Source organism: Nocardia crassostreae, assembly GCF_001613405.1.
Classification (GTDB): Bacteria; Actinomycetota; Actinomycetes; order Mycobacteriales; family Mycobacteriaceae; genus Nocardia; species Nocardia crassostreae.
Genome location: NZ_BDCH01000010.1, coordinates 56,775 through 74,030 on the forward strand (window position 1 = coordinate 56,775; position 17,256 = coordinate 74,030).

Consider the following 17,256-nt stretch of genomic DNA (forward strand, 5'->3'; position numbering starts at 1 on the left):
CGCAGCCGGGTGCTGGCGCACCGCCGCAGCGTGGTCCGGGAGCTCCGCCCGCCGGTCCGAATACGAGTGATTCACTGCCGCAGCAGTATCCGGCCCCGGCTGCCGAGCCCTTCGATGCCGATGGCCCTACCCAGCGTGCGCCGATCGCTCTGAACAAAAGCGGCGCAGGAGATTCCGTCGTGGAATCCGCTGCGCCGACTGCTGTGTCCCGACCCCTGCAGTGCAAAGATGTGCTGCTGGCCGCGGTGCTGTTCCTGGTCGACGTCGCGGCGGTCGCCGGATTGTCCTATGCGCTCTTCGGCAAGGTCTTCGACCTGGTGCACAACAAGTGCACCGTTGTCGCGCGGGATTTCTCGGTCGATTGCGTCGTTCAGAAGCCGCCGAGTTCGGCATTGCTGGGTCTGCTCATCGCGGGCGGGGGAATGTCTCTGGCCCTGATGAGCGCGCTCGTGGTCACGGCGGTTGCGGCTATGACCGGGCGGCGGGCCATGCTCTGGCCTGCTATCGCGCTTCCGGTCATTGTGGTGTGTGGCGTGGCTGGGTATTTCCTGGTGGGGAGTGCCGTCGGCTGAGGTGGGCGACCCACTGTAGACGCGGATGTACTCCCGGGGCCTACGTAGCAGGGCCGGGGGGAAGACCTTGGGTTCCAGCGGGGTTCGGGAGAGGGCAAGACAAGAACGGCAGTGCTGGGCGCGTCGCCTGCCGTACCCGGCTTTGGCTCCCCGGTTGGGAGCCGCACCTTACGTACCAGCCTGGCTGGATGGCTGTGGTTGCGTTCTAGAACCAAGACAAACGAGCAAAAGCTCGAGCAGCACCTGACATAACTCGCGGTGCATGTTGTGGGGCGGTTATTTGTCTGGAATGTCTTGCACCATTACATGCTTGGCGGGGGATGCTGGGGTATGGCTTGGTGGCGGGGGGTCTGGGGTTGGGTGGATCTTGTTGTTGCGGGGGTGATTTATCTCGGGGCTTGTGCTGCTGCGTGGGTTTTGGCTGCGTTCGTGCCTGAGTACCAAGGGCTGGTGCGGGAGGCGGGGGAGGAGCGGTATTTGCCGATTGCTTATGTGATTGCGTGGGTCGGGATTGTTGTGACGGTGATGGGTGTGCCTGTGTGGATGTTGCGGGCTGTTCGGCTGGGGCAGCGGGCTTGGACCACCGCGTTGGTGGCCTTCCCGCTGCTGGCCGGGTCGTGGGTTCTCGGTTTGTTGGCCGCGATTGTTGCGGTTTCGGTGTGAGGGGTTAGAGGCGTTCGTAGATGGTGGCGTTGGCCAGGCCGCCTGCTTCGCACATGGTTTGGAGGGCGTAGCGGGCGTTGTGTTCGTGCATGGCGTGGACGAGGGTGGTGGCCAGGCGGGAGCCGGAGGCGCCGAGGGGGTGGCCGAGGGCGATGGCGCCGCCGTTGACGTTGACCTTGGACATGTCGGCGCCGGTTTCCTTGGCCCAGGCCAGGACTACCGAGGAGAAGGCTTCGTTCACCTCGAACAGGTCGATGTCGGAGAGGGTCAGGCCGCTGCGGCGCAGGACCTTTCGGGTGGCGGGGATGACGGCGGTGAGCATGAGCAGGGGGTCGTCACCGGCTACGGCGAAGCTGTGCAGGCGGGCCAGGGGGCGGAAGCCCAGTTGGGCGGCGCGCTCGCTGGTCATGATGAGGACTGCGGAGCTGCCGTCGTTGATCTGGCTGGCGTTGGCGGCGGTGATGTTCCAGCCGATTTGCGGGAAGCGGGCGGCCATGTCCTCGCTGTAGTAGGCGGGGCGGAGGTTGGCGAGGGTTTCGAGGGTGCTGCCGAGGCGGATGCCCTCATCGGTGGTGAGGCCCGCGAGGGGGAGCAGTTGCGATTCGAAGGAGCCGTTCTTGGTTGCGGCGGCGGCTTTTTCGTGGCTGGACAGGGCGAACTCGTCCAGTTGGGTGCGGGTCAGGCCCCATTTGGCGGCAATGAGTTCGGCGCTGATGCCCTGGGGGACGAGGCCCTCCGGATAGCGTTCGGCGAAGTCGACACCGGCTATGTCCTCGGCGCCGATGAGGTTGGCGCCCATGGGGACTCGGCTCATGGATTCCACGCCGCCGGCGACCACGATGTCGTAGGCCCCGGCGATGACGCCCTGGGCGGCGAAGTGGATGGCCTGCTGGCTGCTGCCGCATTGGCGGTCGACGGTGGTGGCGGGTACGGATTCGGGGTAACCGGCGGCCAGGGCGGCGCGGCGGGTGAGGTTGGAACCCTGTTCGCCTACGGCGGTCACTACGCCGCCGATCACGTCGTCGATGAGGGCCGGATCGATCTCGCTGCGCTTGACCAGTTCGCGGAGGCTGTGTGCGAACAGGTCGGACGGGTGTACGCCGTGCAGGGCGCCATTGGCTTTGCCCTTGCCGATCGGAGTGCGAACCGCTTCGACGATGACTGCGTCTCTCATTGGCTTGTCCTTCTCGGAGTGCCTGGCTTCGTTGCTCTAAAGCCAGAGTAGGAGCTGGCAATACCAGATGCAAGTCAGCTGGGTATGATGTGCACCATGCCGCTGGTACTCGAAGGACCGCTCAAAGACCTGAGCGCGTGGAAGCCCGATTCGTGCTCCATCGCCAAGGCGCTGGACATTGTGGGGACCCGGTCGGCCATGCTCATCCTGCGGGAGGCGTACTACGGCACGAGCAGGTTCGACGGTTTCGCGAGCCGGGTCGGGATCACCGACGCCGCCGCGTCGAGTGCGTTGCGCAAGCTGACCGAGGCGGGGCTGCTGGAGAAGCGGCCCTATCAGGAGGAAGGCAAGCGCACCCGGCACGAATACGTGCTCACCCGAATGGGTTTGGATCTGCTGCCCGCCGTTGTCGCACTGTGGCAATGGGGCGACGAATATCTACAGGACGGCACGCCGCCGCTGGAGCGGCTCGAGGATTCGACCGGTGAGCCGGTGCGCGCCGAACTGCGCAGCTCCTCGGGACATGAAGTGCCCCTGGAGAATCTGCGTGTCCGCGTCAACGAGAACTGGCGCCGCCCCCGGAAGTGAGGGGCGACGCCGGTCGGTTCGGAACATCAGTTGAGGCGGCGGCCGTCGGCGGGGTCGAAGAAGTAGATGTGCTCCGCGCCCGCGGAGAGGTTGAGGCGGGTGCCCTTGGCGGGCGGGTTGCGCCAATCCGCGCGCGCCACAATGGATTCGTCACCGCCGACCGCGCCCAGGGTGCGGCCGTAGATGTAGGCGTCGGAGCCGAGTTCCTCGACCACGTCGACCTCCATGGCGATGCCGGTGCCATTGCCGGTGGGCTCGAGGTGTTCGGGGCGGATGCCGACGACCACGGTGCCGTTGGTGGCGTCCGCGACCGAGCGGGGGAGCGGCAGGGGGCAGCCGCCGAGCATGAGGACGCCCTGTTCGATCTGGAGGGTGAACAGGTTCATGGCGGGGGAGCCCATGAAACCGGCGACGAACAGGTTGGCGGGATTGCGGTACAGGTCGCGGGGGGAGGCGCACTGTTGCAGCAGGCCGTCCTTGAGCACGGCCACGCGGTCGCCCATGGTCATGGCCTCGACCTGGTCGTGGGTGACGTAGACGGTGGTGGTGCTGAGGCGGCGCTGCAACTGGGCGATCTGGGTGCGGGTCTGCACGCGCAGTTTGGCGTCCAGGTTGGACAGCGGCTCGTCCATGAGGAAGACCTGGGGCTGGCGCACGATGGCGCGGCCCATGGCGACGCGCTGGCGCTGACCGCCGGAAAGGGCTTTCGGCTTGCGCTCCAGGTACTGCTCGAGGTCGAGGAGTTTGGCGGCCTCGCGGACGCGCTGATCGCGTTCGGCCTTGGAGACCTTGGCCATCTTGAGGGCGAAGCCCATATTCTCGGCGACGCTCATGTGCGGGTAGAGCGCGTAGTTCTGGAACACCATGGCGATATCGCGTTCCTTGGGCTCGGCGTGCGTGACGTCCTTGTCGCCGATGAGAATCCGGCCCTCGCTCACCTCCTCGAGGCCCGCGAGCATGCGCAGCGAGGTGGATTTGCCGCAACCGGAAGGGCCGACCAGAACGAGGAATTCGCCGTCGGCGATCTCCAGGTTCAAGGCGTCGACGGCGGGTTTGGCCGAGCCCGGGTACAGCCGGGTGGCCTGGTCGAAAGTCACTGTAGCCATGGTGGTGCAACCCTTCACCGGCAGGAACGTGCCGGACGATCCGAGTAGAGGGATGGATCCGGCGGCATGCCGATTCCGCGCTCGATGGTAGTTCGCGCTCGGCGAACTGGACGGGCGGACCGGAAACGAACGCAGTAGCCTCGAGTGGTCTCGCGATACCGAATCCCGGAAAAGAGGATGTCCATGAGCCGACCGGTTCGTATCGGAGTTCAATTGCAGCCGCAGCACGCCCCGGACTACGGGCTGATTCGCGATGCGGTGCGCCGGGCCGAGGACGCCGGTGTCGACATCGTCTTCAACTGGGACCACTTCTATCCGCTGACCGGTGATCCCGAGGGCGCGCACTTCGAGTGCTGGACCATGTTGGGCGCCATTGCCGAACAGACCGAGCGGGTCGAGCTGGGCGCGCTGGTCACCGGCGGCGGCTACCGCAATCCGGATCTGCTCGCCGATATGGCGCGCACGGTCGACCACATCAGCGGCGGCCGCCTGATTCTCGGCATCGGCGCGGGCTGGTTCCAGAAGGACTACGACCAGTACGGCTACGACTTCGGCACGCCCGGAACGCGATTGGCGCTGCTGAAGGATTACCTGGAGCGCATTACCGACCGCCTGGCCAAGCTGAATCCGCAGCCGGTGCGTGATATCCCCATCCTCATCGGCGGTGGCGGCGAGCGGAAGACGCTGCGCCTGGTCGCCCAGTACGCCGATATCTGGCACAGCTTCGCGGATCTGGAAGTGCTGCGGCGCAAGACCGGCATTCTGGCCGAGCATTGCGCCCAGGTCGTCACGGATGCGGGCTCCATCGAGAAGTCGGTGAGCTGGCCGGGTCCGGAGCGGGCCGCGGCGTACGTGGCACAGGGCGTGTCGCTGTTCACGATCGGTTCCAGCGGGCCCAAGTACGACCTGACCGGGGTCGAGGAAGCCATTCGCTGGCGCGACCAGAACTCTGACTGACCGCAACTCTGGACATGTCCACCACCCCCACTAGGGTGGCTTTTCATGGTTTGCTTGCGCACGTCCAGGTCCCGGCATATGGGTCGGCGACCTCGCGTACTGGCGGTCGCGGGAGTGTTGCTGGTCACTCTCGGGCTGGCGACGATCGGTGCGGGGCCCGCTGTGGCCCAGAACACCGACCTCTGTTCGCCACCCGGATTGGCCGCCGCCAGCGCGGCGCCCACCAATCTGGCGACCGGTCCGCAGACGCCGTCCTCGGACAAGTACACGACGGCGAGCACCGAACCGCTGAACCGCGTGGATGTGAGCAAGCTCGGCCTCATCACGCCGGGCAAGCTCAGCGTCGGCACGCTGTCGGACGCGCCGCCGAGCATCTGCGTGAACTCCAAGGGCACGTTCACCGGCTTCGACAATGAGCTGCTGCGCGCCATCGGCGAGAAGCTCGGCCTGCAGGTGGAGTTCACCGGCACCGAGTTCGCGGGCCTGCTGGCGCAGGTGGCCAACGGCCGCTTCGATGTCGGCTCGTCGAATATCACCACCACCGACGCGCGCCGGAATCTGGTCGGCTTCACCAATGGCTACGACTTCGGATACTTCTCCCTCGTGGTGCCCAATGGCAGTGCGATCAAGGGCTTCTCGGACCTGAACGGCGGCACCCGCATCGGCGTGGTGCAGGGCACCGTGCAGGACGAGTACGTGGTGAACGAGCTGCACCTGGATCCGGTGAAGTTCCCGGACTACAACACCGCGTACGCGAATCTGAAGACCGGGCAGATCGATGCCTGGGTGGCGCCGTCGGCACAGGCGGTGGGCGCGATCAAACCGGGTGATCCCACCTCGATCGTGCAGAACACCTTCAGCCTCAACAACTTCGTCGGCTATGCGGTGCGCAAGGACAATCAGCCGCTCATCGACGCGCTCAATGCCGGTCTCAACGCGGTCATCGCGGACGGCACCTACAGCAGGCTCTACGAGGACTGGGTGCCGCGCGAACTGCCGCCGGGCTGGAAGCCGGGCTCGAAAGCCGCTCCCGCGCCGCAGCTTCCGGACTTCGCCGCCATCGCGGCCCAGAATGCCGACGGCAGGCCGGACAATTCCGCGGTGCAGCCGAAGTCGACGCTCGCGCAGTTGAAGGACACGTTCTTCGACTGGGAGCTGTACAAGAAGGCATTCCCGGACCTGTTCAAGACCGGTCTGCCGAATACCCTGATCCTGGCGGTGGTTTCGGGCGTGATCGGCACCGTGCTCGGCATGCTGCTGGCGGTCGCGGGCATCTCGCGCACGCGCTGGCTGCGCTGGCCCGCCCGGGTATACACCGATATCTTCCGCGGGCTGCCCGCGGTGGTCATCATCCTGCTCATCGGCCTGGGCGTGGGCCCGGTGGTCAAGAACATCACCGGCAACAACCCGTACTGGCTGGGCGCGGTGGCGCTGGGCCTGCTGGCCTCGGCCTATATCGGCGAGATCTTCCGTTCGGGCATCCAGTCGGTGGAGGCGGGGCAGTTGGAGGCCGCGCGCGCCATCGGCTTCGGATACCGGCAGGCCATGACCCTGGTGGTGATCCCGCAGGGCGTGCGCCGGGTGCTGCCCGCGCTGATGAACCAGTTCATCGCGCTCATCAAGGATTCCTCGCTCATCTACTTCCTGGGTCTGCTGGCGACCCAGCGCGAACTGTTCGCGGTGGGCCGGGATCTCAATGCGCAGACCGGAAATCTGTCGCCGCTGGTGGCGGCGGGCCTGGTGTATCTGGTGCTGACGATTCGGCTCACGCATCTGGTCAACTACATCGACAACCGGATGCGCACGGGCCGCGACGACAAAGCCATCGACCCGGTCGAGCAGGCCGTGATCACGGAAGGGCGTGGAGCATGAGCGGTCAAGCGCGGAGGAGGCAGCGGAGCGTAACCACGGAGCGCTCCGCTCATGCTCGAAAGGATATGGGCGCATGAGTGCCTCCCTCACCGGTACCGGTTTGCATGTGACGCTGGGCAGCAACGAGGTGCTACGCGGTGTGGACATTCATGTCGACGCGGGTAAGACGACCACGGTCATCGGGCCGTCCGGATCGGGTAAGTCGACGCTGCTGCGGGTGCTCAACCGGCTGTACGAGCCGAGCAAGGGCGACATCCTGCTGGACGGGAAGTCCGTGCTGAAGGAGAACCCGGACGAGCTGCGCCGTCGTATCGGCATGGTGTTCCAGCATTTCAATCTGTTCCCGCACATGACGGTCGCGGAGAACATCGCCCTGGGGCCGCGCAAACTGCACGGGCTGTCCAAGGAGCAGGCGCGCACGCTGGCGCTGGAGCAGCTGGAGGCGGTCGGGCTGGCGGGCAAGGCCGATGTGCGGCCCGCCAACCTCTCGGGCGGTCAGCAACAACGTGTTGCCATCGCGCGGGCTCTGGCCATGAAGCCGCAGCTCATGTTCTTCGACGAGGCCACCTCGGCGCTGGACCCGGAGCTGGTCAAGGGCGTGCTCGCGCTGATGGCCGATCTGGCGAAGGGCGGTATGTCCATGGTCGTGGTGACGCACGAAATGGGTTTCGCCCGTTCGGTTTCCGATCAGGTCGTCTTCATGGATCATGGTCGGGTAGTGGAAACCGGTACGCCGGACGCATTGTTCGACAATGCGCAGACGCCGCGTCTGCGGCAGTTCCTGTCCCAGGTGCTCTGATCCGCGGGAGGGGGTGTGGTATGGCCGCCGCATCCCTCTGGCTAACTAAGGGCAACCTAATTGGTCAGTTGTTCACCTGTGCGTCTCCTCCGGCTCTTCTCCTGTGGTTACCGTGCGCCCGAACGACCGACTTTGGGAGCATGCAGTGAGTCTGAAACCCCTCGCCCTCTTCGTGAAACACGATGGCGCGTCCTCGCGTGCGTCTGTCACCTGCCAGTACAAGTGTGGCAACGCGTGCTTCCACGAGGTCCCCAACGACTCGAAGAACGAGTACTTCGGCGATATCGTCGCCGCCATGTCGCGCCGCCGCGTCCTGCAGGGCGGCGCGGCCGTGGTGCTCGCCGTCGGCGCGGGCAGCGTACTGGCCGCCTGTGGCGACGACGCCACCACCAATACCGCCTCCGAGACCGGCACCGGCACCGGTACCGGCTTCACCGCCGTCGCCCCCAACAAGGAGGACGCGGTCGTCATCCCCGAGGGCTACGAGCAGGGCGTCGTGATTCGCTGGGGAGACCCGGTGCTGAAGGACGCGCCGAACTTCGACTTCGCCAACCAGACCGCCGCTGCGCAGGCCAAGCAGTTCGGCTTCAACAACGACTTCGCCGCGCTGCTGCCGGTCCCGGGCAGGGACAATGAATTCCTGCTGGTGGTGAACCACGAATACACCACCGAACCGTTCATGTTCGCCGGGTACAACGCCGACGCGCCCACCCGCGAGCAGTTCGAGATCGCGCTTGCCGCGCACGGGCTTTCGGTGGTCGGCGTCAAGGGCGAGTCCGGTTCGGGCAAGCTCGCCCCGGTCATCGGCGAGTACAACCGCCGCATTACCGGCACCACCGAATTCAAGCTCACCGGCCCGGCCGCGGGCAGCGAGTTCCTCAAGACCTCCGCCGACCCGTCCGGCACCAAGGTGCTCGGCACCCTCAACAACTGCTCCGGCGGCGTTACCCCCTGGGGCACCGTGCTTTCCGGTGAAGAGAACTTCAACCAGTACTTCGCCGGTGTGCTCGCCGACCCGACCGCGCAGGCCCGCGGCAAGCGCTACGGCCTCGGCCATCCGGGCGCGGGGCAGGGCGAGATGCCGCGTCGCTGGGAGACTTTCGACAAGCGCTTCGACGTGGCGCAGGAGCCCAACGAGTCCAACCGCTTCGGCTATGTGGTCGAGGTGGATCCGTGGGATCCCTCTTCCACTCCGATCAAGCACACCGCCATGGGGCGCTTCAAGCACGAAGCCGCCAATATCTACGTCACCGAGGACGGCACCGTGGTCGCCTACTCCGGCGACGACGAGCGCTTCGACTACATGTACAAGTTCGTCTCCTCGAAGAAGATCGAGAAGGGTGATACCGCCGCCGCCCGCAAGGCGAACATGACCATCCTCGACCAGGGCACCCTGTACGTCGCCAAGCTGACCGGCGACCACCCGGATCAGATCGACGGCACCGGAAAGGTCCCCTCGGACAAGGGCTTCACCGGTAAGGGTCAGTGGATTCCGCTGCTGGAGACCGGCGCGGACGGCAAGGGCAAGTCCCTGTTCGACGGCATGACCGCCGAAGAGGTCGCGGTCTTCACCCGCCTCGCCGGCGACAAGGTGGGCGCCACCAAGATGGACCGCCCCGAGGATTTCGAGGCCAACCCCACGACCGGCAAGGTCTACGTCGCGCTGACCAACAACAAGAACCGCGGCGACGAGGGCAAGGCCGGTGTGGACGAGGCCAACCCGCGCAAGCAGAACAAGAACGGCCAGGTCCTCGAACTCGTCGACGACCACAAGGGCACCGCCTTCACTTGGTCGCTGCTGCTGGTCTGCGGCGACCCGAAGGAGGCCGACACCTACTTCGCCGGTTTCGACAAGACCAAGGTCAGCCCGATCTCCTGCCCGGACAACCTGGCCTTCGACCCGCACGGCAACCTGTGGATCTCCACCGACGGCAATGCCTTGAAGTCCAATGACGGCCTGTTCTCGGTCGCCCTCGACGGCGACAAGCGCGGTGAGACCAAGCAGTTCCTGACCGTGCCGATCGGCGCGGAGACCTGCGGCCCGATCATCACCAAGGACCGCGTTCTGGTCTGCGTCCAACACCCGGGTGAGGTCGACGGCGCGTCCGCCGACAAGCCCGCATCGCACTGGCCCGACGGCGGCGCCTCCCAGCCCCGCCCGTCGGTGGTCGCGGTGTGGAAGAAGGGTGGCGAGATCGGCGTGTAGTTCCGTGGGGGACAACGCATGACGAGGGGTGGACCGGCGGGAGCCGGTCCACCCCTCGTCATGGTCGGGATCAGTTCTGCTTGCCGCCGAACACCGTGTCGATGAGCTGCTGGGTCGCGGCCTGGAAGGCCGGGGCCAGGGACAGGTCCGCATCGTCGATGTAGTTCAGCCCGGCGGTCATGATGGTGCCGCCGTCGGGGGTGCTGAACATGAGTGCACCGTGACCCGCGGCGCCGCCATTGTGGGTGATGAGGGTGCCGCCGTCCGCGGTCGGCTGCACGAACACGCCCAGGCCGTAGCCGACCTTGGCCTCCGGGGTGAGCATCTCGGCCAGCAGTTCGGCGGGCAGTAGCGTGCCGCCCAGCAGCGCGCCGATGAAGGTGCGCAGATCCGCGGTGGTCGAGATCATGTCACCGCCATTGGAGATCCAGGACGGGTTCTGGCTGGTGACGTCGACGATCTGCGCCTGGCCGTCCTCCTCGTAGCGGTAGTAGGCGTGGGCGTGTGGCTCGGCGATCTCGGTCGAGGAGCCCGGCTCCACGGTGCCGGTCAGGCCGAGCGGCTCCACGATCAGTCGCCGCAGCTCCGCGGCGAACGAACGGCCGGTGACCTTCTCGATCAGCAGCTTGGCCACCGCGTAGTTGGTGTTGGAGTAGCTCCAGTCCGTGCCCGGCTCGAACCGTGCCTGCTTGGACAGCGCCAGCCGCACCAGTTCCTCGGCCGTGTAGTCGTGGAATCGGTTGTCCACCCAGGGCTTACCGGCCGTGGTGGCGATGATGCCCGGCACCACCGTTCCGTCCTCGAAGTACTCGCCGGTGAAGTTGAAGATTCCGCTGGTGTGCTGCAACACCATTCGCACCGTGATGCGCTCGTCGAAGCCGAACTCGGGCAGATACCCGGCGATCGGCGCATCCAGCTCGATCTTCCCCTCGGCGACCAATTGCAGCACCACGGTCGCGGTGAAGGTCTTGGTATTGCTGCCGATCCGGATGTGGCCGTCGATGGGCGGTAGCTCCGTCTCGCCCAGGACGGCCACTCCGGCGCTACCGGTCCACTCGCCCCGCGCATCCTGCACGCGCAGTGTCACCCCGGTGAATCCCGCGTCGATCATTTCCTGAATGACCTGCTGCAGTTCCGGCCGATTCTGCGCGGCGACGGTGTTCTCGTTCTGGACGGTCATGGCGATGTGCTCCTTCGAATCTGCTGTACTCGATCGCTGGAGAAACAATCGCCCGGGCCGCTGTCACGGAGCCGTCACCGTGCTGACATGACCACTGACACGCGACTTTTCAGTCGGTGGTGAGGAATTCCAGCAGGTCGGAGAGCAATCGGGGATCCTTGATCGCACCCATATGGGTCGCACCGGGATACACGATCGCGCGCCCGTCCGGGATTCCGGCAGCGGTGTGGCGGAAGTTCTCCACCGAATAGCAGGCATCCTCGTCACCGCCGAGAACCAGTGTCGGAGCGCTGATCTCACCCAACCGACCACTGAGATCGAAGCGGTCCTCGGCCCGCAGAAAGTTCAGCATGGCGGCCGGGTCCGCGGGCCGCACGAACGGATCGGCCAGCCACATGAGCGCGGCGGTGGCGCGAGCCTTGACCGCGGACTTGTGAATGATCGCCGCACCGTGATGCAACCCGCGCCGATTCGCCGCGACCGCGGCCATGTACTTCGACTGCACGGCACGGGTCCGCGGCTCGAGCCGATACCCCGACGCCACGGTTACCAGCCGCCGCACCACCTCCGGATGATCGGCCGCCAACTGCAGCGCGATCGACCCGCCGGAACTGACCCCCACCACATCCACCGGCTCCCCGAACTCGGCCCGCAACGCCTCGGCATGCTGCGCCGCGATCTCGGCCATGGTGACGCCCGCCGGTGTTCCGGGCGACCGATTCACCGCATACACCCGGAACCGCTCCGCGAGCGGCTTCAAGGTCTTGATCTCCGACTCCCGCATCCACCCCGTGGGATTGGCGAATTCCGGCGTGAACCACCGCAAGAACACCAGCGGCCGCCCCGCCCCCACGGCCAGATACGGCATTCCATGCTCGAGCGTCCCTTCGACAACGCCGAACTCGCTCGCGAGGGCAGACTGCACCATGGGATCCTCCGGTTCTGCGACAACTGGACTCGATCCCACAGTGCCGCCATCCATCTCACCCGTCCATGACCCCCGAGGTCATGGACGGCGTGACTTGCGGACGGCCGGTGTAGTCACTGCCCGCAAATTGCGGTGTCGGTGAGTACGGATACCAGTGGGGTGTCCCCCTCGGTGACGAGCTTTTCCGGGAGTTGGTTGAGGGTCAGGGTTACTGCCAGATCCTTGGTTGCCATGCTTACGACGCCGTAGCCGGGGAACGCGCCGTCGTGGCCCCAGGTGTCGAGTCCACAACTGTTCTCCAGGCGGAAAAGTCCTAGACCGGCGCGGTCGGGTTGGGCGGGATCGGAGCTGGGGAAGGTGCGCTGCATGTCGGCAAGCTGGGCAGGCGGGAGGACTCGTCCGGCGAGCAGGCTCATGAAGTAGCGGTTGAGGTCGGCGGGGGCGGCGACCATGCCGCCGTCGGCCAGACCCCAGGACGGGTCGAAATCGTCGAGGTCGACGAGTTCGCCCTCGAGGATCGCGTAACCGTGCGGATGCGGGCCGCGGATCACCTGCTCGTGCGGGAAGTCCGGCCAGTAGGTGTCGGCCAGGCCGAGCGGTGCGATCACCCGGTCGGTCACCACCTCGCGCAGCGACCGGCCTGTCACTTGCTCGATCAGCTTGCCCGCCAGCAGATAGTTGGTGTTGGAGTAGCCGTATTCGGTGCCGGGTGTGAAGTGCGAGGCTTGGTCGAGTCCGAGCCGGATCAACTCCGCCGCCGGGCGCGGGTTGCGCAGCGCCGCCTCCGTGGAGATGTCCAGTTTGTCGAGATAGTCGGGGATACCGCTGGTGTGCTGCAACAGGTTCCGCACGGTGATCAGATTCCCGTCGCCGCCAGGGCCGTGCACCACGCCGGGCAGGTAGCGCTCAACCGGCGCGTCGAGCTCCACGTCGTTGTCGGCAGCCAGTCGCAGGACCGTCGCCGCGACAAACGATTTGGTGACGCTGGCAATACGAACCTGCGCGGTCGGCGGAAACGGTGCGCCGGTAGCGAGATCCCCGACACCGCTGCTGATCCGGATATCGTGCCCCGACTCGGTGATCACCAGCTGCGCACCGGGTATATCGGACTCGCGAACCAGCCGATCCAGCAACGCCTGCAGCCTGCCGATCCGCGCCTCCGAGCTCCCGGTATCCGCGACCGCCCGAGGCATCCCCACCGAACACAACAACAGCGCCGCCCCCACCAAGACCACCGAGACCGTCAAGAACCGCCGCACAGCGAACTCCTCCCCTGAGACGTATCAAGTCCCGATGGTAGGCAGCCAACACCTCGAAAAGGCCTGCGCGCAGCTCGTATCAGGGAAAGTTCAGGGTGCGCATCCGGGACATCAGGGAGCGCGGTCACCCATTTGCCCACCTGGGACCTGTCATCGATCAACTCGGTCCCCACGCCAAGGAGGTCATCATGACGACCGCTGAACGACTTCGGGCTGAGGGCCGAGCCGAGGGTCGGGCCGAAGGTCGGGCCGAGACCTTGATCGAGCAGCTGTCGTTGAAGTTCGGGCCTTTGGACGCCGATATCGCTGCTGTTGTTCGTGCAGCGGAGCCGGAGCGGTTGCGAGTTTGGACTGCGCGGGTACTGACGGCCGAGTGCTTGGACGAGGTCCTGGAGCAGTAGGCCGGTGTGACGGGGTTAGTTCGCGGGCTGGCAGGCGTCGCGTAGGGAGCAGGCGCCGCAGGAGTTGCCGCAGCCGCCGATTTCTTCCGCCGGGGCGTTGGCGGCCATGGCCTTCTCGGCGGCGGCCGCGCCTGCGCCGAGGGTGAAGACGGCGATCGCGACGGCGACGGCCGGGATGAGGATGCCCGCGAGGCCGGAGCCGACCAGGAGTACGCCGCCGCTGGCGGCGAGCAGGACGCCGGACATGATGGTAGTGGGGGCGGCCACGCGGTTGGCCAGTTTGAAGTTCTCCTCGGTTTTCAGCGCGGCTTCGGAGTGGACTCCGAAGTAGCGGTTGCCGGGAAGGGTCCCGGTCAGGCCGAGGAGTCCGGTGACAACGGCCACCGCCGACAGAGCGAAGAGGATTAGCGCCACCACGAACACGGGGTTCAATTTACCGGCGGCCGGTTCCGGAGAGACGGGTGGCCTGGGGTGAGTTGACACACGACCGACCGGTCGGACCCCTTTTTGGGTGGCGGACGCGCACGCTTTACCCTGGTGAGCGACCTTATCCGGGGATCGGCTAGGAACAAGAAGGCAGGACCGTGCAGGACTCTCGTGTGACCGATACACCCACCGCGGGCGCGGCGGGGACCAGCGACGTTCCTGCACACCGTTACAACGCCGACCTCGCGGGGCAGGTGGAGAAGAAGTGGCAGCAGAACTGGCAGGAGCGGGGGACGTTCTACGCGCCCAATCCGGTCGGCCCGCTGGCCGGTGAGACTCCCGCCGACAAGCTGTTCATCCAGGACATGTTCCCGTACCCCTCGGGCGCGGGCCTGCACGTCGGGCATCCGCTGGGATATATCGCCACCGATGTGTTCGCGCGGTACCACCGCATGCACGGCCGCAATGTGCTGCACGCGCTGGGCTACGACGCCTTCGGCCTGCCCGCCGAGCAGTACGCCGTGCAGACCGGCGCGCATCCCCGGGTGACCACCGAATCGAATATCGCCACCATGCAGTGGCAGCTGGATCGCCTGGGCCTGGGCCACGATCGCCGCCGCTCGTTCGCGACCACTGATCCCGAGTACTACAAGTGGACGCAGTGGATCTTCCTGCGCATCTACAACGCCTGGTACGACGAGGGCCAGGGCAAGGCCCGCCCGATCAGCGAGCTGATCGAGGAGTTCGACAGCGGTAAGCGCTCCGACAACGGCCGCTCCTGGGCGGAGATGGGCCAGGCCGAGCGTAATGCCCTGATCGACTCGTACCGCCTGGTCTACCAGACCGATTCGATGGTCAACTGGTGCCCGGGCCTGGGCACCGTGCTGTCCAACGAGGAGGTCACCGCGGACGGCCGCTCCGAGCGCGGCAACTTCCCGGTGTTCCGTAAGCGCCTGCGGCAGTGGATGATGCGCATCACCGCCTACTCCGATCGCCTGGTCGACGACCTGGACGAGCTGGACTGGCCGGAGAACGTGAAGTCCATGCAGCGCAACTGGATCGGGCGTTCGCGCGGCGCGCAGGTGAAGTTCGAGGCCGGTTCGGAACTGATCGAGGTCTTCACTACCCGCCCCGACACCCTGTTCGGCGCGACCTATGTGGTGCTGGCCCCCGAGCACGAGCTGGTGGACCGCCTGACCGAGGCCGCCTGGCCGTCCGGCACCGACGCCCGCTGGACCTTCGGCAATGCCGACACCCCGGCCGAAGCCGTTGCCGCCTACCGCAAGTCGATCGCGGCCAAGTCGGATCTGGAGCGCCAGGAGAACAAGGAGAAGACCGGCGTCTTCCTGGGCTCCTACGCCACCAACCCGGTCAACGGCGCCCGCATGCCGATCTTCATCGCCGATTACGTGCTGAGCGGCTACGGCACCGGCGCCATCATGGCCGTCCCCGGTCACGATGCCCGCGACTGGGATTTCGCCACCGCCTTCGGCCTGCCCATCCTGGAAGTCGTTGCGGGCGGCGATGTTTCCGAAGCCGCCTACACCGGCGAGGGCGCCCTGGTGAACTCCGGCTACCTGGACGGCCTGGAGATCGAGGCCGCCAAGGCCAAGGTAATCGCCGAACTGGAGGCCAGCGGCCACGGGCACGGCAAGATCCAGTACAAGCTGCGCGACTGGCTGTTCGCCCGCCAGCGCTACTGGGGCGAGCCCTTCCCCATCGTCTACGACGAGGACGGCGCCCCGCACGCACTGCCGGAATCCATGCTGCCGGTGACGCTGCCGGAGATGGAGGACTTCGCCCCGGTCACCTTCGATCCGGACGACGCCAACTCCGAACCGTCCCCGCCGCTGGCCAAGGCCACCGATTGGGTGCACGTCGAACTGGATCTGGGCGACGGCCCCAAGAAGTACCGCCGCGACACCAATGTCATGCCCAACTGGGCGGGCAGCTCCTGGTACCAGCTGCGCTACGCCGATCCGACGAATACGGAAGCGTTCTGCGCCAAGGAGAACGAGGAGTACTGGCTGGGCCCCAAGCCCGCCATTCACGGCCCCAAGGATCCGGGCGGCGTCGATCTGTACGTCGGCGGTGTCGAGCACGCCGTGCTGCACCTGCTGTACGCGCGCTTCTGGCAGAAGGTCCTGTTCGATCTGGGCGACGTCACCGGCTACGAGCCGTACCGCCGCCTGTTCAACCAGGGCTATATCCAGGCCTTCGCCTACACCGACGAGCGCGGTGCGTACATCCCGGCCGCCGAGGTCGTGGAGCGGGACGGAAAGTTCTTCTGGACCCCGCCGACGGAGTCGGCCAATGGAACCGCATCCGACTCCGCTGCGGAAATCGAGGTCTTCCAGGAGTACGGCAAGATCGGCAAATCGCTGAAGAACGCCATCTCCCCGGACGAGATGTGCGACCTGTACGGCGCGGACACCTTCCGCTTCTACGAGATGTCGATGGGCCCGCTGGACACCTCGCGTCCCTGGGCCACCAAGGATGTCGTCGGCGCACACCGCTTCCTACAGCGCGTCTGGCGCCTGGTGGTGGACGAGGAGACCGGCGCGGTCAAGGCCACCAACGCCGACCCGTCGCCGGAAACCCTGCGCCTGCTGCACAAGACCATTGCCGGTGTCGACGACGATCTGGCCAACCTGCGCGACAATACCGCGGGCGCCAAGCTGATCGAGCTGACCAACCACCTGACCAAGACCTACCCGAACGGCGTGCCGCGCTCGGTGGCGGAGTCGCTGGTGCTCATGCTGGCCCCAATGTCCCCGCATATCGCCGAGGAACTGTGGGAACGCCTGGGCCACACCGTATCCCTGGCCCACGGCCCCTTCCCGATCGCGGATCCGGTGCTGCTGGTCGCGGATTCGGTCGAGTACCCGATCCAGGTCAACGGCAAGGTCCGCAGCCGGATCAGCGTCCCGGCCGATGCTGATCAGGCCGCGGTCCAGGCCGCTGCCCTGGCGGACGAGAAGATCGCGGAACTGCTGGGCGGCAAGGATCCCCGCAAGATCATCGTGGTCCCCGGCCGCCTGGTGAACATCGTCGCCTGACGATTTCGCCGAGGTTTATCAACAGCCCCGCCGATCCTTTCGGCGGGGCTGTTCTCGTCCGTACGG

Annotated in this window: 14 protein-coding genes; 8 read left to right on the forward strand and 6 right to left on the reverse strand. The window is 66.3% G+C overall.

Features of this window, described 5'->3' with window-relative positions; translation table 11 throughout:
* Window positions 1-203 precede the first annotated feature (203 nt).
* Together NC4_RS05030 and NC4_RS05035 are read left to right on the forward strand one after the other, a co-directional pair.
* The gene (locus NC4_RS05030; RefSeq protein ID WP_157554290.1) at window positions 204-572 is read left to right on the forward strand and encodes a hypothetical protein; all 369 of its coding nucleotides are present in this window, start codon (window positions 204-206) and stop codon (window positions 570-572) included.
* 360 nt (window positions 573-932) lie between these two features.
* Window positions 933-1,235 carry a hypothetical protein gene (locus tag NC4_RS05035; protein ID WP_157554292.1) on the forward strand — a complete coding sequence of 101 codons (303 nt, stop codon included), beginning with the start codon at window positions 933-935 and terminating at the stop codon, window positions 1,233-1,235.
* Between the two features lie 4 nt (window positions 1,236-1,239).
* On the opposite strand, the gene NC4_RS05040 is transcribed toward NC4_RS05035, so the two are convergent.
* Window positions 1,240-2,409 carry a thiolase family protein gene (locus tag NC4_RS05040; protein ID WP_067532946.1) on the reverse strand — a complete coding sequence of 390 codons (1,170 nt, stop codon included), beginning with the start codon at window positions 2,407-2,409 and terminating at the stop codon, window positions 1,240-1,242.
* A 96-nt stretch (window positions 2,410-2,505) separates the two neighbouring features.
* Here NC4_RS05040 and NC4_RS05045 point away from each other — a divergent pair, with 96 nt between their 5' ends.
* Window positions 2,506-2,997, forward strand: coding sequence for a winged helix-turn-helix transcriptional regulator (locus NC4_RS05045; protein WP_067533241.1), 492 nt, complete (start codon window positions 2,506-2,508; stop codon window positions 2,995-2,997).
* Window positions 2,998-3,023: 26 nt separating this feature from the next.
* Here the strand turns inward: NC4_RS05045 and NC4_RS05050 are convergent, their stop codons facing one another.
* Window positions 3,024-4,103 carry an ABC transporter ATP-binding protein gene (locus NC4_RS05050; protein ID WP_067533243.1) on the reverse strand — a complete coding sequence of 360 codons (1,080 nt, stop codon included), beginning with the start codon at window positions 4,101-4,103 and terminating at the stop codon, window positions 3,024-3,026.
* 183 nt (window positions 4,104-4,286) lie between these two features.
* Here NC4_RS05050 and NC4_RS05055 point away from each other — a divergent pair, with 183 nt between their 5' ends.
* From NC4_RS05055 to NC4_RS05070, 4 genes are all read left to right on the forward strand, one after another.
* The gene (locus NC4_RS05055) at window positions 4,287-5,060 is read left to right on the forward strand and encodes an LLM class F420-dependent oxidoreductase (RefSeq protein WP_067533246.1); all 774 of its coding nucleotides are present in this window, start codon (window positions 4,287-4,289) and stop codon (window positions 5,058-5,060) included.
* Between the two features lie 78 nt (window positions 5,061-5,138).
* Complete coding sequence (locus NC4_RS05060; RefSeq protein ID WP_157554294.1) at window positions 5,139-6,932, forward strand: ABC transporter substrate-binding protein/permease; 1,794 nt, start codon at window positions 5,139-5,141, stop codon at window positions 6,930-6,932.
* 73 nt (window positions 6,933-7,005) lie between these two features.
* On the forward strand, window positions 7,006-7,731 hold the full coding sequence (locus NC4_RS05065) for an amino acid ABC transporter ATP-binding protein (RefSeq protein WP_067532953.1): 726 nt from the start codon (window positions 7,006-7,008) through the stop codon (window positions 7,729-7,731).
* Window positions 7,732-7,876: 145 nt separating this feature from the next.
* Complete coding sequence (locus NC4_RS05070; RefSeq protein ID WP_157554296.1) at window positions 7,877-9,937, forward strand: PhoX family protein; 2,061 nt, start codon at window positions 7,877-7,879, stop codon at window positions 9,935-9,937.
* Window positions 9,938-10,007: 70 nt separating this feature from the next.
* Here NC4_RS05070 and NC4_RS05075 read toward each other — a convergent pair whose 3' ends face one another.
* From NC4_RS05075 to NC4_RS05095, 4 genes are all read right to left on the reverse strand, one after another.
* A complete protein-coding gene (locus NC4_RS05075; RefSeq protein WP_067532957.1) occupies window positions 10,008-11,117 on the reverse strand; it encodes a serine hydrolase domain-containing protein in 1,110 nt (369 codons plus the stop codon).
* Window positions 11,118-11,226: 109 nt separating this feature from the next.
* Window positions 11,227-12,045, reverse strand: coding sequence for an alpha/beta fold hydrolase (locus NC4_RS05080; protein WP_067532959.1), 819 nt, complete (start codon window positions 12,043-12,045; stop codon window positions 11,227-11,229).
* A gap of 113 nt (window positions 12,046-12,158) precedes the next feature.
* Window positions 12,159-13,304, reverse strand: coding sequence for a serine hydrolase domain-containing protein (locus tag NC4_RS05085; protein ID WP_067532961.1), 1,146 nt, complete (start codon window positions 13,302-13,304; stop codon window positions 12,159-12,161).
* 416 nt (window positions 13,305-13,720) lie between these two features.
* Complete coding sequence (locus NC4_RS05095; protein WP_067532964.1) at window positions 13,721-14,128, reverse strand: SdpI family protein; 408 nt, start codon at window positions 14,126-14,128, stop codon at window positions 13,721-13,723.
* Window positions 14,129-14,289: 161 nt separating this feature from the next.
* On the opposite strand from NC4_RS05095, the gene leuS reads away from it, so the two are divergent.
* Window positions 14,290-17,190: a leucine--tRNA ligase gene (leuS, locus tag NC4_RS05100; protein WP_084528511.1), complete on the forward strand. Its 2,901-nt coding sequence runs from the start codon at window positions 14,290-14,292 to the stop codon at window positions 17,188-17,190.
* The last annotated feature ends 66 nt before the right edge of the window (window positions 17,191-17,256 follow it).